The following is a 16,380-nucleotide window of genomic DNA, read 5'->3' as shown; positions in this document are numbered from 1 at the left end:
ATCTGCTACATTTGGGCAGGCGCTGGAATTGGAATTGCAAAAGCGCGATACGGTTTTGGTATTTTAGGAGCGTACGTCAGTTGCTCATTCAAAATATATTTTTGAAATAAAAAATCCCCCTTCCCCGTTTTACCGGTAAAAGGAGGATTTCACTTAAAATTATGATGGACTTTTTATTTCAAGTCTCTCAGTTCCCAGCCCAGTGCACTGGCACCTAAAACAGCTGCATCAGAGTCCTTCAACTCAGACATCAACAATTTGGCTTTACCTTTATAGATGTTCAGCACATTGTCATCGATAGCTTTCTGGATGGGTTTGAAGATATAATCTCCGGATTTGGCCAATCCGCCAAACAGGATAATAGCTTCGGGGCTTGAGAAAGCGATAGCATCAGCAATAGCTTCACCCAGAATGTTGCCTGTGAAGTCGAAAATATCTTGTGCCAGTTTGTCACCTTGAACCGCTGCATCGTATACGTCCTTTGAAGTGATATTCTCAGCAGGGATAGAGCGAAGCAAACTTGGTTCGGTACGTGCAGTCAGGAATTCGCGGGCTGTACGTGCTACACCGGTAGCCGAGCAGTAAGTTTCCAGACAGCCGTGACGTCCGCATCCGCAAAGACGACCATTTTCGCGGCGTATGATAACGTGACCTAATTCTCCGGCAAAACCGTCGTGGCCATAAACCATCTGACCGTTGATAACGATACCGCTACCTACACCTGTACCCAGAGTAATCATGATAAAATCTTTCATACCACGTGCAGCACCATAAGTCATTTCACCGATAGCTGCGGCGTTAGCGTCGTTAGTCAATGCAGTAGGTATACCCAAGCGCTCCTCGAACATAGCTGCCAAAGGTATTACACCTTTCCACGGCAAGTTGGGGGCAAATTCGATAGTACCGCTGTAGTAGTTACCATTGGGAGCACCGATACCGATACCTTTGATTTTATCTACACCGCCATTAGCGATAATCAAAGGCAACAGATTCTTGCAGACTGCATCTACATAATCATCTGCTTGATCGTGAGCGCCGGTTTTGATGGAACCGCTTGCAATAATAGTTCCGCGTGCATCCACAATACCAAAGACGGTGTTTGTTCCGCCTATGTCAATACCTACTACGTAGGGTTTTTCCATGCTTGAATTCATGATATTAATGTTTTGTTTAAAGGGTTAGTTAATTAGTATTATGGTTACAAATTACACAAAGAAAAACGACACTTCAAAATCTTTTTGAAAAAAAGTTCACCCTCTTTGCAACTTTTCGTAACATAGCTGCGTCTAATAGTGAAAATTAATAAGAAAACAGACTAAAACAGAGGTATACGTGATACAACTGAAAGACATTAACAAGACCTACAACAACGGAGCACCCTTGCATGTGCTCAAAGGCATCAACCTCGATATCAAGCGGGGTGAGTTTGTTTCCATTATGGGAGCTTCGGGTTCCGGTAAATCCACCTTACTTAATATATTGGGTATTTTGGATAACTATGATACCGGTGAGTATTATCTGAATGGTACACTGATCAAAAACCTCAGTGAGACTAAAGCGGCTGAATACCGGAACCGTATGATCGGGTTCATCTTTCAGTCGTTTAACTTGATTTCCTTTAAAAATGCAGTAGAGAATGTGGCGCTTCCGCTTTTCTATCAGGGAGTAAGTCGCCGCAAGCGCAACGCCATGGCACTGGAATATCTGGATCGCTTGGGATTGAAGGATTGGGCGCACCACATGCCGAATGAAATGTCCGGTGGACAGAAACAGCGTGTTGCTATCGCCCGTGCCCTTATCACTCAGCCTCAGATTATCCTGGCCGATGAACCTACCGGTGCTCTTGATAGTAAGACTTCCGTGGAAGTAATGCAGATTCTTAAAGATTTGCACAGTACGGGGATGACTATCATAGTGGTTACCCACGAAAGTGGTGTAGCCAATCAGACAGATAAGATAATCCATATCAAGGATGGTATTATCGGCAGCATCGAAGAGAATCGTGATCATGATGCTTCTCCATTCGGAAAAGACGGATTCATGAAATAAAAGAATGTACAATGTACAATTTACAACGTACAATTGAAGCTTCGCCAACATTCCGGAAGGCAAATTGTAAATTGTAAATTGTCAAATAGTAAATGAATATATGTTTGATATTTGGCAAGAAATATACGGAACCATTAAGCGGAATAAGTTGCGTACGTTCCTTACAGGGTTTGCCGTGGCATGGGGCATCTTTATGCTTATCGTGTTGTTGGGTGCCGGAAACGGTATCATCCACGCCTTCGAGCAATCGTCCTCAGAACGTGCATTGAACTCTATCCGCATTTTTCCGGGATGGACTTCCAAGCCTTATGCAGGATTGAAGGAGGGACGTCGTGTCCGTTTGGAGAATAATGACCTGGAGGCTACTGAAAAGTATTTTCCGGATTATGTAATCAGTGCCGGTGCTACCGTGCGGCAGAGCAATGTAAACGTCAGTTTTGGGCAGGAGTATGTGAATATCTCCCTGATGGGAGTACACCCCAACTATACGGAGGTAGAGACGGTGAAAACTGCTGACGGGCGTTTTGTTAATCAGAATGATTTGAAAGAACGCCGCAAGGTGATCGTTATACATAAAAAGACTGCCGATATTCTATTTGGCAAAACTCATACCGAACCTATCGGGCAGTTTGTCAATGCAAGTGGAGTAGCATATCAGGTGGTAGGTATTTATAATGACCAGGGAGACCGCGAAGCCAGTGAGGCCTATATTCCTTTTTCTACTTTGCAGACTATCTATAATAAAGGCGAACAGCTGAATAATATTATTTTCACTACTAAAAATCTGGAAACAATAGAAAGTAACGAGATCTTTGAAGCCAACTATCGCAGGGTAATTGGTGCCAGTCGTCGTTTTGATCCTCAGGACAACAGTGCCATCTGGATATGGAACCGCTTTACCGATTATATGCGGACACAAAACGCCATGGGGATGCTTCGTACAGCTATCTGGGTGATTGGTATTTTCACCTTGCTGAGTGGAATTGTAGGTGTTTCAAACATCATGTTGATTACGGTGAAAGAGCGTACGCGTGAATTCGGTATCCGTAAGGCTCTTGGGGCGAAACCATTATCTATCCTTTGGCTGATTATTGTGGAGAGCGTTGCTATCACTACTTTGTTCGGGTATATAGGGATGGTGGCCGGCATTGCCGTTACGGAATGGATGAACTCGGCTTTCGGTAATCAGACTATGGATGCGGGTATGTTCCAGCAAACCATGTTCTCGAATCCGACCGTAGATTTGAGTGTCGCCATTCAGGCTACGCTGACCTTGATTATAGCGGGAACGCTGGCCGGTTTCTTCCCGGCAAAGAAGGCTGTAAGCATCAGTCCGATAGAAGCATTGAGAGCGGATTAGTGGCTATATTATGAATCATTTATCATTAATCACTAAACATTAATCACTATTAACATGAGAATAGATATAGACTCTTGTGAGGAAATCCTCATCACGATTACAAGAAACAAGACGCGAAGCTTGCTGACGGCATTCGGTGTATTCTGGGGTATCTTCATGCTGGTGGCGCTTATCGGTGGCGGGCAGGGGATGCAGCAGGCTATGAGTTCCCAGTTCGAAGGCTTTGCCACGAATTCGGCTTTCCTGGTTTCTCAGAAGACGGGAGAGGCGTATAAAGGTTTCCGGAAAGGACGTTGGTGGAATCTGGAACTCTCTGATATTGAGCGTCTGCGCAATGGGGTGGCGGAAATTGATATCATCACTCCTTCTATCGCCTATTGGGGAAGAACGGCAGTGCATGGAGATAAGAAATATGAATGTAGCGTAAAGGGATTGTATCCCGAATATGAGCATATAGAGCACCAGGAGATGGCGTATGGACGCTTCATCAACGATGTGGATATTAAGGAAGCACGTAAAGTCTGCACAATAGGTAAACGTGTGTATGAAAGTTTGTTTCACCCGGGAGAAGACCCTTGTGGAAAGTATATCCGGGTAGACGGTATTTACTATCAGGTGGTGGGTATGTGTTCGTCCGAGGGCAACATGAATATTCAGGGACAGGCTTCGGAAGCAATAACATTGCCTTACACAACCATGAAACAAGCCTATAATCTGGGCAACCGGATACATGTGGCATGTTTCACCGTGAAGCCCGGTGTCAAGGTGACGGATATTCAGGATAAGGTGGAGCACATAGTAAAGGCGGCTCATTACATCTCTCCGGATGATAAGCAGGCAGTGATGATGCTGAATGCGGAGGCCATGTTCTCTATGGTGGATAATCTGATGACGGGAGTCCGAATATTGATCTGGATGGTAGGTTTGGGTACCTTGTTTGCCGGAGCTATTGGCGTATCGAACATTATGATGGTGACAGTGCGTGAGCGTACCACGGAAATTGGCATTCGCCGCGCCATCGGAGCACGTCCGAGGGATATCTTGCAGCAGATTCTTTCTGAAAGTATGGTGTTGACTACTATTGCGGGTATGGCAGGTATCTCTTTTGCTGTATTGGTATTGCAGGTATTGGAGGCTGCCGCCAATGATCCGGGGCATATCACTACTCATTATCAGGTTTCATTTGGCCTGGCTATCGGTACCTGTGCGCTATTGATTGCTTTAGGAGTGCTTGCAGGTTTGGCTCCGGCCTATCGTGCCATGGCAATTAAACCTATTGAGGCTATCAGGGATGAATGATAAGAGGAGCGATAACTCCTTAATTTCCTAATATAAAAATAAAGAAACAATAATATAATAATAGTATGAAAAAGTATCTGAAAATCGCGTTATTGGTAGTTGTAGCTGCCATTTTCATCTTCACGTTTGTATTCCTTTACCAGAAGTCTAAACCCAAGATTACGGTGTATGATACAGTAACTCCGACAGTGGCCGACCTGGAAAAAACGACTGTGGCAACCGGAAAGGTAGAACCGAGGGACGAGATTCTCATTAAACCCCAGATATCGGGTATCATTGACGAGTTGTATAAAGAAGCGGGACAGACTATACGCAAGGGAGAAGTGATCGCTAAGGTGAAAGTGATTCCCGAACTAGGTACGTTGAACTCTGCCGAGAGTCGTGTGCGTCTGGCGGAACTTAATGCGAAACAGGGCGAAACGGACTTTGCCCGCATAGAGAAGTTGTTTGAAGACAAGCTGATCAGTCGTGAAGAATATGAAAAAGCCGAGGTAAGTGTAAAGCAGGTGCGTGAAGAGTTGCAGACTGCTAAGGATAACCTGGAAATTGTGAAGGAAGGTATTACAAAGAGCAGTGCTTCTTTCTCAAGTACGTTGATCCGTTCCACAATTGATGGTTTGATACTGGATGTACCGGTAAAAGCCGGTAACTCGGTGATCATGAGTAACACGTTCAATGATGGTACGACAATCGCTACGGTTGCCAATATGAATGATTTGATTTTCAGAGGTAAAATTGATGAAACGGAAGTCGGTCGTGTTCATGAAGGTATGCCTGTGAAGTTGACAATTGGTGCTTTGCAGAATCTTTCATTTGACGCTATACTGGAATATATCTCTCCGAAGGGGGTAGAAGAAAACGGTGCCAATCAATTTGAGATAAAGGCAGCTATACAGGTGCCCGATACGGTGATGATTCGTTCGGGGTATTCTGCTAATGCGGAAATTGTACTGGAACGTGCACAAAAGGCGCTTACTTTACCTGAAAGTACTATTGAGTTCAGTGGAGACAGCACATTTGTATATGTGATGACGGATAGTGTGCCTGCCCAGAAGTTCGAGCGTAAAGAGGTGAAAGTGGGTATGAGTGACGGTATCAAGATTGTTATCAAAGACGGTGTGGACGGCAAAGCCAAAGTGCGCGGTGCAGAGAAGAAGGATAAATAAATGCCGGTGAAGTAACCTTGTATAATTCAATAATAATAGATTATGAAGAAGAACTTAATAATAGGATGCATGGCTGTCTTTGCTGTCTCGGTGCAGGCACAGGAGGGCTGGACATTGCGCCAATGCATCGACTACGCTATAGAACATAATATCAGTATCCGTCAGAGTGCTAATACAGTGGAACAAAGTGCCGTGAGTGTGAATACTGCCAAATGGGCGCGACTCCCGAACCTGAACGGTAGTGCAGGGCAAAGTTGGAACTGGGGACGTACGCAGACGGCCGTAAAAGATAAAGATACAGGTGATTATTCTACTGTTTATGTGAATACGAGCAGCAATAGTACCGATATGTCCTTATCGACTAATATACCTATATTTACAGGTTTGGAGATTCCAAACCAATATGCATTGGCTAAATTGAATCTTAAAGCGGCTATGGCCGACTTGGAGAAGGCGAAAGAAGATATTTCCATTAATATAGCTTCTGCTTATTTACAGGTACTGTTTAATCAGGAGTTGCATACGGTTGCTCTTGGGCAAGTGAAACTGAGTAAAGAGCAGTTTGCTCGCATTTCCCGCCTTGCAGAGTTGGGCAAAGCGTCTCCCGCGGAAGTTGCTGAGGCCAAGGCTCGTGTGGCTCAGGATGAGATGAGTGCTGTGCAGGCTGATAACAACTACCAACTTGCTCTATTGGATCTTAGTCAGCTTATAGAACTGGAAACTCCGGAAGGATTTACATTATCAGCTCCGGCTGTAACGCTGGATTTGATTCCTCTGACTCCTCCGGATGAGGTTTATCAAACGGCGTTAACGAATAAGGCTTCTGTAAAGGCAGCGCAATATCGTTTGGCGGGTGCCAAGCATAGCATTCGTATTGCCCAGAGCGATTTCTATCCGCAATTGAGCCTTGGTGGTAGTCTTGGGACAAGATATTATTCTACTATTGACCGTAATTTCAGTCAGCAGTTGCGGGATAATTTCAGTAAGTATGTAGGATTTAGCCTGAGTGTTCCTCTCTTTAATCGCTTCGCTACTCGTAACCGTGTGCGTACGGCACGATTACAGCAAGAGAACTACTCCTTGCAATTGGACAACACCAAGAAAGTGCTCTATAAAGAAATTCAGCAAGCCTGGTACACTGCACTGGCTTCCGAAAGCAAGTATACCAGTAGTAGTACGGCAGCCAATGCCAGTATGGAATCTTTCAAGCTGATGAGTGAGAAGTATGATAATGGCAAAGCTAATGCCGTAGAGTATAATGAAGCGAAACAGAATTTGATGAAAGCCCAGTCTGATGAGTTGCAGGCCAAATATGAATATCTGTTCCGTACAAAGATATTGGACTTCTATAAAGGAATACCGATTGAATAACTTTTTTAGTGTCTTTCTCTTGAAAATCCTTCTTTGGCTGCGAGGCTGGGGGAGGATTTTCTGTATATTTGCCACATGACTCCTTTTATCAGTATAATTATTCCTTTTTATGGTACGGCAGACCCGGTATTGCTGCAACGCTGTATTACTTCTATCCGTGAACAGGGAATGGAAGAGGGGAGTTATGAAATCATTGTAGCAGATGATGAGAGTCAGACTACGGGGGGAGCACGTAATAATGGAATGCAACAAGCGCATGGTGAATATCTTTTTTTTGTAGATGCTGATGATATTTTAGTACCGAATACACTTCGTTCTTGTTTACCTTTGTTGAAACTATACTTTCCTGATATTCTGAGGTTTGGTTTTAAGGAGTTTACCTGTGCCTCTTCGTTGGAGAAGCAGAATCCGACCAATCAACTGCCGTTTTATGTAGAATACTCATCCGGTGCCCACTTCATGGCATTGAATAATTTTACGGGAGTTGTTTGGGCGCATTTCTTCCGTCGAAGTTTATTGGAGACGTCTTCTCTTTATTTCAGTAAGACGAGCCTTTTTGAAGATGAAGAGTTTGTTGCCAAAGCTTACTTCTTCGCCCGAAAAATGTTGGTGACTTCTTATAAAGTGTATGGTTATTACTGTTCATCTTCTTCTTTAACGAGAATGATTACTGAAGATGAATGCCGGAGGAGGGTATCTGATTTTAAAGAAATGCTTTTTCGGTTGAAAGCGTTTAGTCAGGCTTGTCAGTCTGACGCCTCTGTCGAGCGTTTGGAGGCATTGAATAGACGAATCCATTTTCTTGTTATCGACTATATCCGTCAGATGTGGCGGAATAAATGTAGTATAAATGAGATGAACCGGCAATTAGCTATCCTGAAACAAGCGGGATTAGTACCTTTGCCCTATAAAAAGTATTCTTGGAAGTATCGTTTGGTTTGTCCTGCCATTAATGTTTATATTCGTTTTGTTATATGAAGATATTGTTACTTGGAGAGTTTAGCGGGCTGCATTGGAATCTTGCGGAAGGGCTTCGGGCATTGGGGCACGATGTCTGTGTTGCTTCTGATGGTTGTGGTTGGAGGAACTATCCGCGTGATATAGCTCTTGACCGGCCGACGGATAGTTTGCGTGATGGTATCTGTTGCCTTCTCCGTATATTGCGTCATTTGCCGGGTTTTCGGGGATATGATGTTGTGCAGATTATCAGCCCTTATTTTTTGCGTTTACGCAGTGAACGTACTTTGCCTGTTTACCGTTATTTGCAACGGCACAATGGCAAGGTCTTTTTGGGAGCTTTCGGGACCGACTATTATTATATTCGTACTTGTATGGAAACAAGCACTTTTCACTATTCGGATTTTAAGATCGGAGACCGGTATCGTGATACGGCTTTTAATCAGATTACTCTTCAGGATTGGTATTATGGTGGGGCAGCTCGTGCCACTCGGGCTATAGCCGAAACTTGTAATGGCATTATCGCCTGTTTGTGGGAGTATTATGCTTCCTATCAACCTTACTTTTCAGATAAGACAGCTTTCATTCCTTTACCTATCGATTTGCGTGAGGTAACATCCCGCGTTCGCGGTGTGCCGGAGAAACTGAATTTCTTCATCGGTATTCAGTCTGCCCGTAGTAATTTGAAGGGGACTGATGTTATGCTGCCCGTTTTGCAAGAAGTGCAGCGCAAGTATTCTGAGCTTTGCAGCATCACTGAAGTGCATGATGTGCCTTATGCCCGCTATCAGCAGTTGATGGATGATGCTGATGTCCAGTTAGATCAGTTGTATTCGTATACCCCTTCCATGAATTCACTATTGGCTATGGCAAAAGGAGTAACGGTAGTGGGAGGCGGTGAGCCGGAGAACTATGAGATATTGAATGAAACAGAACTTCGTCCCATTATCAATGTCCTGCCCGACGAGCAAGATATTTATCAAAAGCTGGAAGATATAGTGCTTCATAAAGAGCGTATTCCGGAATTATCGGCGCAAAGTATTGAATATGTAGCCAAGTATCACGATCATGTGAAGGTGGCCCGCCAATATCTGGACTTCTGGGAAAAACATTAATCATTTCTTCTTGTATTTTGCCCTTGCAATAACTAAGTATTGTAAGGGCTAAATTTTATTAGGCAAAGTAATCATTTTCCCTTTGCCAAGGTAACTCGTATTATGTCTTCTAAGTACTTATAGATGCCCGATGTAACGTGAGTGAAAGATTATGAAACATACATCGGTAAAGATGTAATATCAGCGAAAGAATGTGTAAAATGATTATAGGTATCTCTTGGATTCGATACTGTATATTTGCTGTCGGTAAATTTTGCCTTTTCAAAAACAATAATAAAAAAGGATATAACTATGCGAAAACATTTTTGTCTTTTTCTGTTGGCATCTATTTTCTACAGTTATGCGACTCTTGCGCAAAACGCTTCTGCCAAAAATCCGGTGGTTCATGCCGATGTACCCGATATGTCAATGATCCGGGTGGGAGATACTTATTACATGAGTAGTACCACCATGCACATGGCTCCGGGAGTACCCATTATGAAATCTAAAGATCTAGTGAACTGGGAGTTGGTGAATTACTGTTACGATATACTGGCCGATGTGGATGCACTGAACTTGAACAATGGTAAGAATGCTTATGGCAGTGGTACATGGGCAAGCTGCATTCGCTATCATAATAATATGTATTATGTGACAACATTTGCCGGCACCACCGGGAAGACCTATATATATACTACGAAAGATATAGAGAAAGGTCCTTGGAAAGCAATATCCTTTAATCCTTCTTATCATGATCATTCTGTTTTCTTTGACGATGACGGTCGTATTTATATCATCTGGGGAGGTGGTAAACTGCATATAGCGGAACTGAAGCCCGATTTATCCGGGATCAAAGAAGGTACCGAACGTATCTTTATAGAGAATGCCAGTGCTCCGTCAGGAGATAATGTCGGATTACCTGCCGAGGGTTCACAGTTATTTAAAGTAAATGGGAAGTATTATTTATTCAATATTACTTGGCCGAAAGGAGGAATGCGTACAGTGGTTATTCACCGCGCTGATAATATAAATGGTCCTTGGGAAGGTAGAGTTGCTTTGCAGGATAAAGGTGTTGCCCAAGGCGGCTTGATAGATACGCCTGATGGCAGATGGTTTGCTTATCTTTTCCGTGACAATGGTTCTGTAGGCCGTATCCCTTATCTTGTTCCGGTGAAATGGGAAGATGGATGGCCGGTTCTCGGAATAAATGGAAAGGTTCCGGAAACATTGGATCTGCCGGCAAGTAAAGGCTTGATACCGGGTATTGTTGCCTCGGATGAGTTTACACGCAAGAAGAAAGATGCGGCTTTGCCGTTGGTTTGGCAGTGGAATCATAATCCGGATAATTCTCTCTGGTCAGTTAGTGAACGGAAGGGATATCTGCGACTCAAAACCGGACGGATAGATACTGATTTCCTGTCTGCAAGAAACACGTTGACACAGCGGACGATTGGTCCGGTATGTTCAGGAACTACTTCTATGGATGTGTCTGATATGAGAGAAGGCGATTTTGCAGGGCTTGCACTTCTTCAGAAAAAATATGGATGGATTGGTGTGAAATATGAAAACGGGGTAAAGAAGATTGTAATGGTAAGTGCGCAGACTGACAAACCGGAAGAGGTGGAAAGTCTGCCACTGAACCAAAATACAGTATTTCTGAAAGCCGAATGTGACTTTACAGATAAGAAAGATATAGCAGATTTCTACTATAGCCTGGATGGTAAGAAGTGGACAAAAATAGGAAGCCAGCTCAAGATGGCTTATACTCTCCCGCATTTTATGGGATACCGTTTCGGACTATTCAATTATGCTACCAAGACTCCCGGAGGGTATGTGGACTTTGATTATTTCCGTATAAGTGACAGTAAATGAGATAACGAGTAATTATAAATCATAATTGATATTAGACATGAAAAAGGTGAAATCGACGCTTTCCGTGGGTAAGCGCATCATTTTGTTGTCACTTTGTATGACAATGTTTTCAGTGGCAGGTTTTAGCCAAGGGACTAAAGGTAAAAAGGTGAAGGGTGCTCCGGTATTCTTGCAGGCGGTTTATCAGGGGAATGATCAGGTGTACAACGAGAATCCGTTGCAGGCCGGTGAGTTTTATAATCCCATTTTGCAAGGTTGTTACCCCGATCCGTCCATAACCCGCAAAGGGGATGACTACTTCCTGGTGTGTTCATCGTTCGCCATGTTCCCCGGTGTGCCTATCTTCCATTCAAAGGATTTAGTGAACTGGACGCAGATAGGCCATGTACTGGACCGTACCTCACAGCTGAAAGTACATGATACGGGTATCAGTGCCGGCGTGTATGCTCCGGTCATCAAGTATAACCCCAATAATGATACTTTCTATATGATCACCACCCAGTTTGCGGGGGATTCGGGAATATCATTGTAAAGTCGAAAGATCCTTTCAAAGGATGGAGTGATCCTATCAAGTTGAATTTTGACGGTATCGACCCCTCTATCTTCTTTGATGATAACGGCAAGGCGTATGTGGTTCATAATGACGGACCGAAGCGTGGTGAAGAACTCTATAACGGACACCGTGTGATTAAAATCTGGGAGTATGATGTGGAAAACGATCAGGTGATTCCCGGTTCGGATCAGGTTATTGTGAATGGTGGTGTGGATTTGTCCAAGAAACCTATCTGGATTGAAGCTCCGCATATCTATAAGAAGAATGGACGCTACTATCTGATGTGTGCCGAAGGCGGTACCGGAGATTGGCATAGTGAAGTAATCTTTGTGAGTGACAGCCCGAAAGGTCCCTTTATTCCGGCTCCCAATAATCCTATCCTGAGCCAGAGATACCTGAATCAGAACCGGAAGAATATGGTGGATTGGGCCGGACATGCCGATTTAGTGGAAGGTCCTGACGGCAAATATTACGGTGTGTTCCTGGCTATCCGTCCGAATGAGAAGGGCAGAGTGAACATTGGCCGTGAAACGTTTATCCTGCCGGTTGACTGGTCGGGAGAATTCCCTGTCTTTGAAAACGGATTGATTCCGATGGAGCCAAAGTTGAAAACACCTAAAGGAGTGGAGAATAAAGCCGGAAAAGACGGTTACTTCCCCAATGGCAATTTTACGTTTACTGAAAACTTCACATCTCCGCAATTGGATTACCGCTGGATTGGTTTGAGAGGCCCTCGTGAAGAGTTCATCTCAGTACTGAAAGACGGAGGATTGCAGATTACTCCTTTCCCGGTGAACATAAAAGAGGTGAAGCCTACTTCAACCCTCTTCTACAGACAGCAACATAATAACTTCTCGTTTACTACCACATTGCAGTATGTTCCGAAGACAGAGAAAGATCTGGCAGGCATCACTTGCGTACAGAGTGAAAAATTCAATTATGTCTTTGGCTTGACAAAAAAGGACAAAGATTTCTACATGGTGCTGGAAAGAACGGCAAGAGGTAAATCCGGACTTGTTGCAAGTGCAAAAGTAGATGTGAAGAATCCCATTCAATTGCGAGTAAAGGGTGAAGGAGATGGCTATGGCTTTTATTATTCAACGGATGGAACTGACTTCGTACAGTTAGGAAATACCGTGCCCGGTGATATTCTTTCAACGAACGTGGCAGGTGGTTTTACCGGTTGTCTGATAGGCTTGTACGCTACTTCTGCGAATGATATTGTTGTGAACAACCTGAAAGATGCGTATGCTGATTATTTCACTGTGGGATGTGCCATAAATATGGCAAATCTGAATTCACCTCAACAGATGGCATTGATTACTTCCAACTTTAACAGTATCACTGCAGAGAACGATATGAAACCTCAACCTACGGAGCCTGTGGAAGGACAGTGGAACTGGGAGAGCGCTGATAAGATAGCCAACTTTGCCCGTGCTAATAAAATAGGACTTCGCGGTCATTGCCTTGTCTGGCATGCCCAAACTCCGGACTGGATGTTCCATGATGAAAAGGGAAATTTGGTTTCCAAGGAGGTACTGTTTGAGAGAATGAGAAAACATATCCATACGATTGTAAATAGATATAAGGATGTTGTCTATGCCTGGGACGTAGTGAACGAAGCGATGACGGATGATCCGAAAGCAGAAGTTCCTTATCGTCAGTCTCTCTATTATAAGATTGCGGGGGACGAGTTTATAAAGAAGGCTTTTGAATATGCTCATGAGGCAGATCCCAAAGCATTGCTTTTCTACAATGATTATAATGAGACCAACCCGGCGAAGCGTGACCGCATTTATAATATGGTTAAAAGCATGAAGGCTGAGGGAATACCCATCTCCGGAATCGGAATGCAGGGACATTATAATACCCTTTCTCCTACGGAGGATGAGTTCAAAAAGGCTATCGAGCTTTATTCGCAGGTGGTTGATAATATCCATATCACTGAACTGGACGTTCGTATCAATACGAGAGAGCAGGGAGGACAGTTGAGTGTGAACCAGGATAACAGGACGTTGGAATTGACTCCTGAAGCGGATGCGGCACAGGTAGCCCAGTATGATATGCTGTTCCGGGTGATGCGCGAATACAAGAATGTGGTTAGCAATGTTACTTTCTGGAATGTATATGATGGTGATTCATGGCTGGATCGCCGCCGTGGTAACCGTCAGCGTAACTATCCGCTTCTGTTTGACGAAAACTTACTGCCGAAATCTTCGTATTATAAAGTGATGAATTTCTAAATAAAGGTATTTGCACAGTCAATAATCCGCTCTATATCTTCATTCGTCAGTAATGGAGATATAGGGAGGCTTAACTCCTCATTATGGATGCGTTCCGTAATGGGGAGTTGTTGCATTCCATATTCTTTTTTCAACGCTTCCTGGCGATGGGGAGGGATGGGGTAATGAATTTGAGTACAAATGCCGTGACTATTGAGATAACGTTGCCATTCATCTCTGCGGGAAGAAAAGACGGGGAAGATATGAAAAACATTGGCTTCATTGATATCATCCGTATGGACAGTACTCTGTAATTCCAGACGCTGCCAGTCAATCCCTTCTTTATATAATTGCGCTATTTCCCTTCTACGGATATTATCCTGATCCAAACGAGAGAGTTTCACGGAAAGGACTGCCGCTTGCAACTCGTCCAGACGGCTGTTTATACCTTGATACCGATGTACATATTTCTCCGTGGAGCCATAATTGGCAATGGAACGCACTGTAGCGGCAAGCCTTGCATCGTGAGTGGTTATAGCGCCGCCATCCCCTAATGCCCCTAAATTCTTGGCTGGATAAAAACTGAAAGCAGCGGCATCTCCCAGATTACCGGCACGCAGAGGATGATTCCCTTTCCCCGGTAAACCTTTGTTCCAGACAGCTCCATGTGCTTGTGCAGCGTCTTCTATGACTTTCAGTCCGTAGCGGTTGGCTAACTTGCATATCTCTTTCATGTCAGCTAAACGGCCATACAGGTGGACGGGCAATATGGCACGCGTGCGGGGGGTAATCAGTGTCTCGGCATAGGCAGCATCTATATTGCATGTTTCGAAAGAAGGTTCACAAAGCATTGGCTTCAGGCCGGCACGAAGAATGGAAAGCAGGGTGGCAATGTATGTATTGGCAGGAACAATAACTTCATCTCCTGCATTCATCACTCCCAGTTCCCGGTAAGCCAGAAATATCAAAGTAAGAGCATCCAAACCATTTCCGGTGCCAACACAATAAGAAGTACCGCAATAAGCAGCGAACTCCTCTTCAAAACGGGCTGTAGCTTCCCCGTGCAGATACCATCCGGAATGGGAAACACGCAACAGAGCATCCGACAGTTCGGGTTCGAAGGAGGCATTGATCTTTTGCAGGTCTAAATACTTTATCATAAGCGTAATTCGTAAACGTCATACATAATTGCTCTTGCGCCGAAACCTTCTTTTTGGAAGAGTAATCCCTCATTCAACATTTGTCCGCCGTGTTCGGTAGATATGCCAAAGTCGAAGTATCGCTTCTGCGCATAACGGTCGTATATTAATTGGTGGAAAAGCAGGTCGAGCGCACCGCATTTCTTTCCGCGTGGGGAAGCTGCAATGTATTGCACGTGGGCTACTTCGTCAGTCTCATACACAATGCATCCACCCAATGTTTCGGCTCCATCGCATACACGGAAAAGGGAAATCTGGCGGGGGAAATTGCTGTGCAGACGGGTAATCTCCTCTAGTGAATGTACGGGAGAGACACCGTATCGTTCGTGCAGGTTTTCTTCCAGTATCGGCCAGAAAGAAGCAAAGTCTTCATCTTCTGCAATCGTCAGTGAGGATGCCAGGGCTTTCTTCAGTTGGCGACGGCGGAGAGTACGGAAAGGCAGGCGGTCGTCCAGTGGAATGACGGATGAGATGCTTCGTGCCACAAGGGTTGCACCCAGCCGGGTGAGGACATAAAGGTCTTCTTCTGCAGGATAGCGGTGATAGATATGTGGAATAGCACGATAGACTATCGACTGCACACTGCATTCCTTCTGCAGATAATCGAGTGCGGCATGAAATACGCTTTCTACTTGTTGCAGGGTGATGGAAGGAGAAAGGAGCATTCCGCCATACGTCAGTCCTTGATGGGAATAGAAACAATTGCCGGAAAGATTACCGGGAAACAGGGCTGTTAACTTCCGGTTACAGAAGATCATTAGGGAACAATCCTGGAAACGGTCGGCATGATAATCCATATAGTCACGCTGCATGAGGAACGTACCGTTTTTGGAGCGGCGCACGAAGCGGTCCCAGCGCTCTTTATCTCCTGCTGAGTAGCGGATTATATGCCATTCCTGATCGGTTGCCACACTTATTTCCATGTATCTGCCTGTCTTTTATATTACTTTCGGAATTCAAATATAGGTATATTTTTAAAGTTTTGCATATATGTCAGCCTGAAAGGCTATATGCGAAACTTACGTATAATTTAAATAACGTGAGTTTAGGTGGTTTATTATTTATGCGAATCATCAGGAGTTGAATTGGGATCATATCGGAAAAGTTACGAGCTACCGGCTACAAGCTACAAGTAGCTGCGCTATGTTCCGAAAGGCACTTGTAGCTTGTAGTCGGTAGCTGATTCATAACGGAATAGAAAAGAACAAAAGTGATTCGTGTTTAGTGATAAGTGATAA

11 protein-coding genes and 1 pseudogene are annotated in these 16,380 nt (G+C 44.2%); 9 read left to right on the top strand and 3 right to left on the bottom strand.

Annotated elements, in window-relative coordinates; translation table 11 throughout:
* Positions 1 to 173: 173 nt before the first annotated feature.
* Positions 174 to 1,154, bottom strand: a complete 981-nt coding sequence (locus BACCELL_RS11485) for an ROK family protein (RefSeq protein WP_022210159.1) — start codon at positions 1,152 to 1,154, stop codon at positions 174 to 176.
* Between the two features lie 178 nt (positions 1,155 to 1,332).
* Here BACCELL_RS11485 and BACCELL_RS11480 point away from each other — a divergent pair, with 178 nt between their 5' ends.
* The 9 genes and pseudogenes from BACCELL_RS11480 to BACCELL_RS27690 all read left to right on the top strand — a co-directional run bounded on the left by BACCELL_RS11480 (position 1,333) and on the right by BACCELL_RS27690 (position 13,964).
* Entirely contained in the window at positions 1,333 to 2,049 is a 717-nt protein-coding gene (locus tag BACCELL_RS11480) for an ABC transporter ATP-binding protein (protein WP_007211960.1), read from the top strand.
* A 100-nt stretch (positions 2,050 to 2,149) separates the two neighbouring features.
* Positions 2,150 to 3,409 carry an ABC transporter permease gene (locus BACCELL_RS11475; RefSeq protein ID WP_007211959.1) on the top strand — a complete coding sequence of 420 codons (1,260 nt, stop codon included), beginning with the start codon at positions 2,150 to 2,152 and terminating at the stop codon, positions 3,407 to 3,409.
* Positions 3,410 to 3,463: 54 nt separating this feature from the next.
* The gene (locus BACCELL_RS11470; RefSeq protein WP_007211958.1) at positions 3,464 to 4,708 is read left to right on the top strand and encodes an ABC transporter permease; all 1,245 of its coding nucleotides are present in this window, start codon (positions 3,464 to 3,466) and stop codon (positions 4,706 to 4,708) included.
* Positions 4,709 to 4,773: 65 nt separating this feature from the next.
* Entirely contained in the window at positions 4,774 to 5,874 is a 1,101-nt protein-coding gene (locus BACCELL_RS11465) for an efflux RND transporter periplasmic adaptor subunit (RefSeq protein ID WP_007211957.1), read from the top strand.
* A gap of 42 nt (positions 5,875 to 5,916) precedes the next feature.
* Positions 5,917 to 7,245, top strand: coding sequence for a TolC family protein (locus tag BACCELL_RS11460; protein ID WP_007211956.1), 1,329 nt, complete (start codon positions 5,917 to 5,919; stop codon positions 7,243 to 7,245).
* A gap of 75 nt (positions 7,246 to 7,320) precedes the next feature.
* A complete protein-coding gene (locus BACCELL_RS11455; protein ID WP_007211955.1) occupies positions 7,321 to 8,223 on the top strand; it encodes a glycosyltransferase family 2 protein in 903 nt (300 codons plus the stop codon).
* Complete coding sequence (locus BACCELL_RS11450; protein WP_007211954.1) at positions 8,220 to 9,317, top strand: glycosyltransferase family protein; 1,098 nt, start codon at positions 8,220 to 8,222, stop codon at positions 9,315 to 9,317. Before BACCELL_RS11455 ends, BACCELL_RS11450 begins: the two co-directional genes overlap by 4 nt.
* A 291-nt stretch (positions 9,318 to 9,608) precedes the next feature.
* The gene (locus BACCELL_RS11445; protein WP_007211953.1) at positions 9,609 to 11,168 is read left to right on the top strand and encodes a glycoside hydrolase family 43 protein; all 1,560 of its coding nucleotides are present in this window, start codon (positions 9,609 to 9,611) and stop codon (positions 11,166 to 11,168) included.
* Positions 11,169 to 11,205: 37 nt separating this feature from the next.
* A pseudogene (locus BACCELL_RS27690) lies at positions 11,206 to 13,964 on the top strand (endo-1,4-beta-xylanase).
* On the opposite strand, the gene BACCELL_RS11435 reads toward BACCELL_RS27690, so the two are convergent.
* Both BACCELL_RS11435 and BACCELL_RS11430 read right to left on the bottom strand, forming a co-directional pair.
* Positions 13,961 to 15,103, bottom strand: coding sequence for a DegT/DnrJ/EryC1/StrS family aminotransferase (locus tag BACCELL_RS11435; protein WP_007211950.1), 1,143 nt, complete (start codon positions 15,101 to 15,103; stop codon positions 13,961 to 13,963). The pseudogene BACCELL_RS27690 and the gene BACCELL_RS11435 overlap by 4 nt on opposite strands.
* Complete coding sequence (locus tag BACCELL_RS11430; RefSeq protein WP_007211949.1) at positions 15,100 to 16,065, bottom strand: GNAT family N-acetyltransferase; 966 nt, start codon at positions 16,063 to 16,065, stop codon at positions 15,100 to 15,102. The genes BACCELL_RS11435 and BACCELL_RS11430 overlap by 4 nt, the downstream gene beginning before the upstream one ends.
* Positions 16,066 to 16,380 lie beyond the last annotated feature (315 nt).

The sequence above is a fragment of the Bacteroides cellulosilyticus DSM 14838 genome (genome assembly GCF_000158035.1).
In the GTDB taxonomy this organism is placed as follows: Bacteria; Bacteroidota; Bacteroidia; order Bacteroidales; family Bacteroidaceae; genus Bacteroides; species Bacteroides cellulosilyticus.
This window is presented reverse-complemented; position numbering and strand designations above follow the sequence as displayed.

Bases quoted from the DNA above. Each gene is read 5' to 3' on its own strand.
- BACCELL_RS11445 (WP_007211953.1), top strand. From the start codon at position 9,609: ATGCGAAAACATTTTTGTCTTTTTCTGTTGGCATCTATTTTCTACAGT.
- BACCELL_RS11455 (WP_007211955.1), top strand. From the start codon at position 7,321: ATGACTCCTTTTATCAGTATAATTATTCCTTTTTATGGTACGGCAGAC.
- BACCELL_RS11475 (WP_007211959.1), top strand. From the start codon at position 2,150: ATGTTTGATATTTGGCAAGAAATATACGGAACCATTAAGCGGAATAAG.
- BACCELL_RS11470 (WP_007211958.1), top strand. From the start codon at position 3,464: ATGAGAATAGATATAGACTCTTGTGAGGAAATCCTCATCACGATTACA.
- BACCELL_RS11465 (WP_007211957.1), top strand. From the start codon at position 4,774: ATGAAAAAGTATCTGAAAATCGCGTTATTGGTAGTTGTAGCTGCCATT.
- BACCELL_RS11430 (WP_007211949.1), bottom strand. From the start codon at position 16,065: ATGGAAATAAGTGTGGCAACCGATCAGGAATGGCATATAATCCGCTAC.
- BACCELL_RS11450 (WP_007211954.1), top strand. From the start codon at position 8,220: ATGAAGATATTGTTACTTGGAGAGTTTAGCGGGCTGCATTGGAATCTT.
- BACCELL_RS11435 (WP_007211950.1), bottom strand. From the start codon at position 15,103: ATGATAAAGTATTTAGACCTGCAAAAGATCAATGCCTCCTTCGAACCC.
- BACCELL_RS11485 (WP_022210159.1), bottom strand. From the start codon at position 1,154: ATGAATTCAAGCATGGAAAAACCCTACGTAGTAGGTATTGACATAGGC.
- BACCELL_RS11460 (WP_007211956.1), top strand. From the start codon at position 5,917: ATGAAGAAGAACTTAATAATAGGATGCATGGCTGTCTTTGCTGTCTCG.